The 1,474-nt window shown below is 47.9% G+C and carries 2 protein-coding genes and 1 pseudogene; all 3 read left to right on the top strand.

What is annotated here, in order from left to right; translation table 11 throughout:
* Positions 1 to 776 (top strand): AAA family ATPase (locus CJ260_RS12420; protein ID WP_158221412.1); only part of this gene is annotated, 776 nt, incomplete at its 5' end.
* A 281-nt stretch (positions 777 to 1,057) separates the two neighbouring features.
* A complete protein-coding gene (locus CJ260_RS12415; protein WP_095630430.1) occupies positions 1,058 to 1,246 on the top strand; it encodes a hypothetical protein in 189 nt (62 codons plus the stop codon).
* Positions 1,243 to 1,474: pseudogene (locus CJ260_RS12410) on the top strand (hypothetical protein); the annotation flags it as partial. The gene CJ260_RS12415 and the pseudogene CJ260_RS12410, both read left to right, overlap by 4 nt.

The following is a 1,474-nucleotide window of genomic DNA, read 5'->3' as shown; positions in this document are numbered from 1 at the left end:
CGAGCTGCCTGCACCGTTTCAAGGATGTATACGACGCCCTGGGCTGGCCGGCGCAGAGTATCAGCAATATCGACATCTGGAACCTGCGCGGCAAATCCCTTCCTATGGATAAGCTGGCGCCGAAGCTGATCCGCCGGGCGGCCAAGAAAAATTACATGGCGATTATCATAGACCCGATCTATAAAATCATCACGGGCGACGAGAACAGCGCCGATCAGATGGCGCACTTCTGCAACCAGTTTGACAAGGTATGTACAGAGTTGAACTGCGCCGTCATCTACTGCCATCATCACAGCAAGGGTGCCCAGGGCGGCAAACGTTCCATGGACCGGGCCAGCGGCTCCGGCGTCTTTGCTCGCGACGCCGACGCGTTGCTTGATATGATACAGCTTGAAACCGACCAGGTAGGGCTGCCGGGCACGGCGTGGCGCATTGAGGGCACGCTGCGCGAATTTAAGGCCTTTGAGCCGCTGAATCTATGGTTTGAGTATCCCGTTCATAAAATCGACGATACGGGATTTCTGGCAGAGCTGAAGCCAAATGCTGAGAAAGCGCCTTGGGAAAAGAGTAAGGAAACAAGGCAACAAAAGAAAGAAGCGAAGAAAAAACAAATGGAAAGTGCTTATAATGCTTGTTCGATTAAAGGTGATGTTACCGTAGCTGACATGGCGAATTATTTAGAAACTACGGAACGGACGGTCCGAAGATATATAAAAGAAGGGAATGAGTTTGAATATTGTGACGGGAAAGTAGTCCGTAAAGAAGAAAAATCTTAAATTTTCCCTGACGGCATTTATATAAATGCCGTGCCGTCATAATTGTATATTGCAGTATGTTTATGTGGAAATAAACTTAAACGCCTGTATGTTTATGCGGACAAGACGGACGGCGGCAGTATTATATATATATAAATGCCGTCCGTATAATGTCCGGTGGGGTCCTTGGACAAAAAAGGGTTAAAAAAATGGCACGAAGTAGGCCATTTTCTTTTAACACCCTTTTTCGTCCTGAACCAGGACCATACGGCTGACCTAAGTAAAAAAAGTAGGTGAAAATTTTGAAAAAGAAAATTTACAAGAAAGCCTTGCAGATGGTCATCGATGAAATCGCAGATTGCAGCTTTTGCCCGCTAGGGGATAAAGATGGAAACATTGTAGAACTCGCCGAATGCGATCAAGACCGTTGCGTAGACGTTATCATGAATCATTGGTTACGAAAAGCGGAACAGGAGCTGAGGAACGAATGAGGATTCAATTTTTTATTCCCATGAAATTGCCGTCGGCGACGCACCAGATGAAGAAATGGGGCGTGCGTAACGGTAAGCCGTATTCTTACGAGCCGCAGAGTGTGAAAGACGCCCGGCAGAAATTTATGGCCTGCCTTGTAAAATATACGCCGGAATTGCCTCTGCAGGGGCCGTTATCCCTGACGACGCAGTGGATCTATCCGGCGGACAGCCGACACCCGGATAAGA

Source organism: Megasphaera sp. ASD88 (assembly GCF_002287425.1).
Taxonomy (GTDB): domain Bacteria; phylum Bacillota; class Negativicutes; order Veillonellales; family Megasphaeraceae; genus Megasphaera; species Megasphaera stantonii.
Note: the sequence above shows the minus strand (reverse complement) of the source record. Positions and strands in the feature narration are given on the sequence as shown.